Annotated in this window: 8 protein-coding genes and 2 pseudogenes; 4 read left to right on the forward strand and 6 right to left on the reverse strand. The window is 62.8% G+C overall.

What is annotated here, in order from left to right:
* Together MKK65_RS14045 and MKK65_RS31555 are read left to right on the forward strand one after the other, a co-directional pair.
* Nucleotides 1-239 (forward strand): hypothetical protein (locus MKK65_RS14045; RefSeq protein ID WP_243958329.1); only part of this gene is annotated, 239 nt, incomplete at its 5' end.
* A 1,137-nt stretch (nt 240-1,376) separates the two neighbouring features.
* Nucleotides 1,377-1,481: pseudogene (locus MKK65_RS31555) on the forward strand (alpha/beta hydrolase); the annotation flags it as partial.
* A gap of 394 nt (nt 1,482-1,875) precedes the next feature.
* Here the strand turns inward: MKK65_RS31555 and MKK65_RS14050 are convergent.
* The 3 genes from MKK65_RS14050 to MKK65_RS14060 form a co-directional block, all read right to left on the reverse strand.
* Nucleotides 1,876-2,094 carry a hypothetical protein gene (locus tag MKK65_RS14050; RefSeq protein ID WP_243958331.1) on the reverse strand — a complete coding sequence of 73 codons (219 nt, stop codon included), beginning with the start codon at nt 2,092-2,094 and terminating at the stop codon, nt 1,876-1,878.
* 283 nt (nt 2,095-2,377) lie between these two features.
* Nucleotides 2,378-2,659 carry a hypothetical protein gene (locus MKK65_RS14055; protein WP_243958333.1) on the reverse strand — a complete coding sequence of 94 codons (282 nt, stop codon included), beginning with the start codon at nt 2,657-2,659 and terminating at the stop codon, nt 2,378-2,380.
* A gap of 300 nt (nt 2,660-2,959) precedes the next feature.
* Nucleotides 2,960-3,211, reverse strand: a complete 252-nt coding sequence (locus tag MKK65_RS14060; RefSeq protein WP_243958335.1) for a DUF6894 family protein — start codon at nt 3,209-3,211, stop codon at nt 2,960-2,962.
* A 331-nt stretch (nt 3,212-3,542) separates the two neighbouring features.
* Here MKK65_RS14060 and MKK65_RS31190 point away from each other — a divergent pair, with 331 nt between their 5' ends.
* Nucleotides 3,543-3,677: a hypothetical protein gene (locus MKK65_RS31190; protein ID WP_279596710.1), complete on the forward strand. Its 135-nt coding sequence runs from the start codon at nt 3,543-3,545 to the stop codon at nt 3,675-3,677.
* On the opposite strand, the gene MKK65_RS14065 is transcribed toward MKK65_RS31190, so the two are convergent.
* Both MKK65_RS14065 and MKK65_RS14070 read right to left on the reverse strand, forming a co-directional pair.
* Nucleotides 3,674-3,919, reverse strand: a complete 246-nt coding sequence (locus tag MKK65_RS14065; RefSeq protein WP_243958337.1) for a hypothetical protein — start codon at nt 3,917-3,919, stop codon at nt 3,674-3,676. The genes MKK65_RS31190 and MKK65_RS14065 overlap by 4 nt on opposite strands.
* Nucleotides 3,916-4,635 carry a Crp/Fnr family transcriptional regulator gene (locus MKK65_RS14070; RefSeq protein WP_409565430.1) on the reverse strand — a complete coding sequence of 240 codons (720 nt, stop codon included), beginning with the start codon at nt 4,633-4,635 and terminating at the stop codon, nt 3,916-3,918. The genes MKK65_RS14065 and MKK65_RS14070 overlap by 4 nt, the downstream gene beginning before the upstream one ends.
* Nucleotides 4,636-5,261: 626 nt before the next feature.
* Between MKK65_RS14070 and MKK65_RS14075 the strand changes: the two genes are divergently transcribed.
* Complete coding sequence (locus MKK65_RS14075; protein WP_243958342.1) at nt 5,262-6,026, forward strand: Crp/Fnr family transcriptional regulator; 765 nt, start codon at nt 5,262-5,264, stop codon at nt 6,024-6,026.
* Between the two features lie 12 nt (nt 6,027-6,038).
* Here MKK65_RS14075 and MKK65_RS14080 read toward each other — a convergent pair.
* Nucleotides 6,039-6,162 (reverse strand): annotated as a pseudogene (locus MKK65_RS14080) (IS630 family transposase); the annotation flags it as partial.

Below are 6,162 nucleotides of genomic sequence, written 5' to 3' on the forward strand. Positions count from 1 at the left end.
TGGGCCGTCTGCACCTCGATCTGGCGCAACATCAGCACGACCTGCTCCGCACTTGGCCTGTGTCCTCGCTTCATCCCCAACTCCTCTGGTCCAAGCTGATCCTCTCAATCAGCCCGGTCCAAAGCCAGCCGGTCAGGTCACTTGCCGCTTCGGCGGATTGCCCACTGGAAGTGACCCTCCGGCTTGGCCAAAGGCGAGACCTCGATGGTGTAAGGATGGGGGACGTTTTCGGCCATTGACCCGCTATGCCAGCCCTATTCAGACGATGCCAGTTGTTTGCATCGGCCTCTGCAGCCAAGCCAATCGTGGGCTGGCGGCGATAGCAGTGGCATGGCACTTCACTGATTATGAAGACGCCAGACCCTCAGATCTGCGAAGCGAAGGTTGAAAGCACTTGGCGTTCGATCAGCGTTGCTGAGGCAAAGGGCACCTACGTGATGTCACCGAAGCGCTGCCCATCCTGCCATGGGGCAGTGGTGCTGTCGGGCTCATATGCCGAGGGCGGCCGTCGGAAGTTCGCGCATCGCAAGGGTCACAACGGCTGCCCCCTTCTACCAGCGCGCTTCGACGGCACGCCGTCGCGACATCCTCAAGCGCTTGCCTGACGGCCAGTGCTGCCCCGCCGCCCGATCTGATCACGGGCTGGCGGGGGAGGTCGTCTAGCTCGCCAGCGAGGCGAGTTTCAGCCTCCGCTCCAGTCCCTTGGCGCTGGGCCAAGGGCTACCGTTTCATTCAATACCTACCTGTCCGAGGTCGATAGTGGGGGTACTCGACCCCATTCCGGCTTGCACCATGGCTCCAACCGTAGGCGTTACCGCTTCGGACGGCATCAGCAACATTCTTCGGTCCCGCCAGGCCTTCCGTCCCACCGGGCGCTGTTGCCCCCAGCTGACCGCCAGGAGGGATGGCGCCGCCGCCACGCGCCATGCCAGTTCCGCCTGTGCCGATGAGGGCGACAACTGATGCAGCAAGCAGGACACGCATTCTACAAGGCATGCGCTATCGCTCCCGCGCAAAGAAAAACCAAGCTGTTATGAAGATGGGGATCGGCAACCCGGTTAGCCATAGCTGGCCAACCTTTAGCATATCGCCTTCTATCTGCTGAGTAAGCCCACGGAGTACCAATCTGTTCCTGGGCACCCCGCCTCTGCTATGTGGCCACCAAGCCGAGAGTGCGATCAGCCAGCCTATTCCGCGACGTGGTGCAGAACCACGGGCGGCAGATGGCGAGGGCGGAATGAGCCTCAGCCTCCGGCAACCATTTCAAGGAGGTGGTGTTGCAGAGGGGGCGGACGATGGCGCCCGCTGGGAACACGGGAACACGGGAACACGGGAACACTGTTTGGTCCCGGGATTTGGTGGAGCGGGTTTGACCTCTGGTCATTCCCGGCATGGGCCACATGATCCACCACCTCGCGCCCGATCAGGTCATCGCCGCCGTGGCGCGCGCGACGGAGCCGGCGATTCGGGCGGCCGCCTGATCGAGTCGGCACAATAGAACCTGCGTTGCACCGCTCGGACGATCCAGATGACCTGGTGGTCGGCAGTCCCAATCCGCCCGCGTGCGCTTGACCCTCACGGCGGCCCGCAGGGCCGTTGCCCCCTGGTTCATGGCGTGATCGACGACCTGTCGGCCGAGATCGTCGGGGCTGACTGAGAACCGTCTCCGATCGCGACGCGATCGGTGACGGTTCTCAGCGGGGCATCTGTTCTGGAAGTGGGATTCCAGAGGCGACGTTGCTCGGCGCCGCGGCGGCGAGCGTCACAGCCAGAGCATCGTGACCGCCAGGAAGGCCACCTGGAGCGCGAGCATGACGCCGATAAGAGCTTTCGCGTCTCGGTCGTCGAGCGCCCATTCCTCACGCTCCCTCCCGGTCATGTGGGCGCCACGCCGGCGCGGCCGGAATAGGTGAACACCATGCGCCCGGAGGCGTCGGTCACGGTGGCGACGCGGGGCCGGCCGGGCTTGCTGCTATCGACCTCGTAGGCCGCGATCGTTGCGGCGTCGGCCTCGTCCTTCGCATCGTAGATGCGTGGGGCGCTCCGCGGCACGCCAGCCACCCCGATGCGATCGATCTTGACGCGGTATGTCATGCCGGGCGCTCCAGATTGGACGCCGGCGCCGTCCCCACGGTTCGGAGGAAACAGGAGGTCGGTGCAGGCGGTGCCAAGGCCGACGGTACTCGGCGATGGCGCGTCACGATTGCATAGGCCTGGAAGCGCAGAACTTAATTCTGACGGGTTTCGATAAATTGGTCGCGAACAACTTGGTTCGTCTCGGCAAGCATCACAACCCGACGCCGGGTGTTGCTAAGCGGCCCCACGGGGCGCGGGGAAATCAGACATCGTTCCGATCTGCGCTCCCGTGGACGGACCCTCAGGGATTGATGAGCGGGCTATGCTTGTCGCCACCGGTTGGACCGGACCCGTCGTTGGCCCCCGTGTTGTAGGGGTTGGTCTCGTACCGCTGATCCCGCAGCGGATCGGGATAATCCGTCAGCGCGCGCCAGGGTGTAGCCGGGGTGCCGAGGCGAAGGGCGCTCGGGAGGCGGAACAGCCAGAACGCGAGCGCCATCCACGGGACGACGAAGAACAAGAACGCGGCCAAACCCATGGCGATCCCCCTGAAGGTGCCCGCTGGATCTGAGATGAGCAGCAAGCCGCTCGTTCCTACGCCAATTGGTCTATATCCAGCCTGTCAAAAGACAAATATTGGCCGGATCGGCTTGGATTACTAAAATAATGACATTTACATCTGGCAATACAAGATCGCCTGAGCGCTTGAGATTGACATAGATCGTCGACGAGGTTTCGGCAACCTTCAGGGCCGTTGCCCTGAATTGTTTGCGGGGTTCGAGATCTGGGGTAACCCTGAGGTGCCGGCAGCGTTCTTGAGAGCGGGACGCCGACACGGGCGAGCCGAGATGGTAGGATCGTCCGGTCCTTCGAGGCTTCGGACCTACGAATGGCCGCGTGGAACATGCCATTCGCCGACGAGGTCGAGCGAGGCGGAGTAGACCAGGGTGCCGTCGGCATCGCGTACCCGAACCGAAAACGTGTGACGATCCCGGTCCGGGAGCTTGTTGCGCGCCATATCCGGCAGGGCATCCAAGGCCTCGAGGCGGGCGGCATCGAGGCTCGGCAATTCAAAGCCTTCATCGTCCTCAAACCGGAAATCGCCGTCATCGGTGTCGAAGAAAAAATGTGGCATCGGATATCCAGCCCTCACGCAAGCGGGAGCTCGCCGGCTCTCAATGGCTGATCCCGTAATATTCACCTGACAAGATGTACAGTATTAAATCGATTTAAGATTTTCATCATCAGGGTATTGTGTTGTATTTCGAGATTTTATGCATCAAAAGATTGCAAATTTATCCACATGAATGGTTGTGTGCAATGCGAATTTTTGCACATCTGCTGGGGCGAGCGGTGGTCGTATGACTGATCGAGGGGCAATTGCCGGACGCGCAGACCGGCCTCCGGAAGCCCTGCTGCGTCCCGGCCGGAAGCCCACCGTCTCCGATCGCAGCCGATCTCAAAGGATGATCGCCACGGTGGATGCGGTGCTCGCCGAACCCGCGATCGAAGCTGGCCTGCTAGCCTTATCTCAGGTGAGGCTGCTGCATGGGACGGCGCGGTCGCATCGTCAGATGACCGGCGTTGAAGGCGGCTCTTAGGCCGCGTCCGCCAATTGCTGCTCGATCCAGGCCTGGGCGGCATCGAGGTCGGCGAAGGTCGGCCGGTTCGGCGTATCGACCCACCCGAAGCCCGCTTCCAAAAACCACATCCCGGCCATGTCCTGGTGATATGCCGACAGCTTCACAAGGACGGCCGCCAGGGAGCCGTCGGCGAAGACTAGCTGCCCGTCGATATCGTAACTGCCGGTGGCGACCCGCACCGGCTGTAAGCGAAGGGTCATGCGGCCGCCCGTCTCTCCAGATGCAGATACGTCTGGTCAAACTCGGAGATGCGTAAAAGTTCGTCCCAGGCCTCAATCACCAGCGCTCGACTCCGGAGCGTGATCAGGGTCTTGGCTCGCATATCCTGGAGAATGCGATTGATGTGCACCGGGGTGAGCCCCAGCGCATCGGCGAGATCCGCCTGAGTGACCGGCAGCGGACAACGGTAATTCCCGGCCAGCCCCACCGCTTGTAGTTTCAGATACAGCTCGCAGAACAGGTGAGCGACGTGTTCGAAGGCCGAACGCCGTCCCATGCTCACCAGCCACTCGCGGAAGATTCCCGCGTCGATCAGGGTGGCACGCCAGAGGATCGCCGCGATGCCGGGATGGCGTGCCGTCAGGTCGTGCAGGTTCTCGTGCGGAATGAAGGCCACGGTGGCTTTGGTCATCGTGCCGAGGCTGTGATCCATGGTGTGGATGTGCAGGCTCTGGAGATCCGGGATGTCGCCGGGGATGTGAAACGACAGGATCTGCCGCTTGCCCTGGCTAAGAAGCTTGTAGCGGCAGGCCCAGCCGTCGATGATCAAGCAGCAATGCGAGGGCTTGTCGCCGTCTCGCACGATGTCCTGCCGGGCGTCGAGCTTGTGGATCCTGACCGGCAGGTTCTCGATGGCCTGGCGGTCCTTGTCGGAGAGAGGCGCGATGCTCTCCAGCTTGCGGATGAGCCAGTTCATGGCATGACGATCGGGGGCTGAACTCATACGGCTCCACCGCATATTGCAGGTGGAAGCGCGCGGCTCTCCCAGCCATCAGCACCTGTTTCGGATCGACTGATGATAGGCTCTACAATAGGCCGCGGTTATCTGGGCGTTCGGTCATAAGACGGGTTTCCGAGGCGATCGCTCCCCGGTCGGGCTCACCGTTCCATCCCGGCCTGCTGTCGCTGCGTGCCCGGCTATCGGCATGGCCTTCATCAAGATGCTCGTTCAGCAAGTCACGTAAAAGGCGGGAATAGGTCAGAACCTCGACAAATCCCGTCTTTTGATCGGATCGATTCTTTAATACGCTGGCATTGAGTATCCGGCTGTTGCCGCGATGATGTGAGCGCAGTTGGCCGCGCGAGCGCTCCTCGCCCCTTCATCGCCCAGACGGCTCTTTCCGACCCGAGCGCACTCAAGCCCCGTCGCCCGGTCCGGGTGGCGGGACTTTTTTGGGTGCGGGCCATTCGTTCCCGGGGAGAGCGGGACACCCGGGATTGCGCCCGTGATGCCCCCGAAGAATCGTGGCCGCTTGGCCGAATGGTCTTTCGAGGGGCACCTTCCGGACGCGAACTCGTTCTCCCACCCATGAGGGCGGTCCGATGCAGCACGCGCTGACGCAGAAGCTTGAGAGCTTCGAACCCTTGTCCGACCAAGCGCGCTGGGCCCTGAACGGCCTGGTGCTGAAGGTCCGGCAGGTCGACGCACGCCAGGATCTGATCCAGGAAGGCGACAAGCCGGACAACGTCCTGCTCATCCTGGATGGCTTCGCCTGCCGGTACAAGGTGCTCCCGGACGGTCAGCGCCAGATCATGGCCCTCCTGGTGCCGGGTGATTTCTGCGACCTCAACGTCTTCATCCTCGACGAGATGGACCACAGCATCGGCACCATCTCGACCTGTCAGGTCGTGGACATCCCCCGGCGGGCCATCGACGAGATCACGGTGCACCATCCGAGCATCGCGCGCGCCTTCTGGTGGTGCTCCCTGGTCGACGGAGCCGTCCTGCGGGAATGGCTGGTGAACATGGGCGGGCGCCCTCCGGTCCAGCGCATCGCCCACCTCCTGTGCGAACTCCTCATGCGCCTGGAAGCGGTTGGGCGTGTCACCGACAACAGCTACGCATTCCCGCTCACCCAAACGGAGATCGCCGACACGATGGGCCTGTCCGACGTGCACGTGAACCGGACGCTGCGGGAGCTGCGCGCGCTCGGCCTGATCCATCTCAAGTACCGGGTGTTGACCATCCTCGACGTCGAGCGGCTGAAGGCCTTCTGCCTGTTCACGCCGAACTACCTGCACCTGCGCAACACCCGCTGGGGTGAGCGGCGCGCCCTGAGCTGGCCCGGTCGCGCCCAGGAGGGCTAGAGCTGTTGTCGTTTAGGTTGGGTCATAAGCGTCGTATCCGGCGGCGGCGATGTAGTTGCGGCATTCCGCTGGAGTGAAGGCTGCGAAGGCCCGGGCGATGGCTGCCCAAAGGTCTGGGACGGTTCGGGCAGCGGCG

Source organism: Methylobacterium sp. J-001, from assembly GCF_022829565.1.
Lineage (GTDB): Bacteria > Pseudomonadota > Alphaproteobacteria > Rhizobiales > Beijerinckiaceae > Methylobacterium.

What these genes read in the sequence shown, in the direction of transcription:
- MKK65_RS14075 (WP_243958342.1), top strand. Translation starts at nt 5,262, where the DNA reads ATGCAGCACGCGCTGACGCAGAAGCTTGAGAGCTTCGAACCCTTGTCC.
- MKK65_RS31190 (WP_279596710.1), top strand. Translation starts at nt 3,543, where the DNA reads ATGATCGCCACGGTGGATGCGGTGCTCGCCGAACCCGCGATCGAAGCT.
- MKK65_RS14065 (WP_243958337.1), bottom strand. Translation starts at nt 3,919, where the DNA reads ATGACCCTTCGCTTACAGCCGGTGCGGGTCGCCACCGGCAGTTACGAT.
- MKK65_RS14050 (WP_243958331.1), bottom strand. Translation starts at nt 2,094, where the DNA reads ATGACATACCGCGTCAAGATCGATCGCATCGGGGTGGCTGGCGTGCCG.
- MKK65_RS14070 (WP_409565430.1), bottom strand. Translation starts at nt 4,635, where the DNA reads ATGAACTGGCTCATCCGCAAGCTGGAGAGCATCGCGCCTCTCTCCGAC.
- MKK65_RS14060 (WP_243958335.1), bottom strand. Translation starts at nt 3,211, where the DNA reads ATGCCACATTTTTTCTTCGACACCGATGACGGCGATTTCCGGTTTGAG.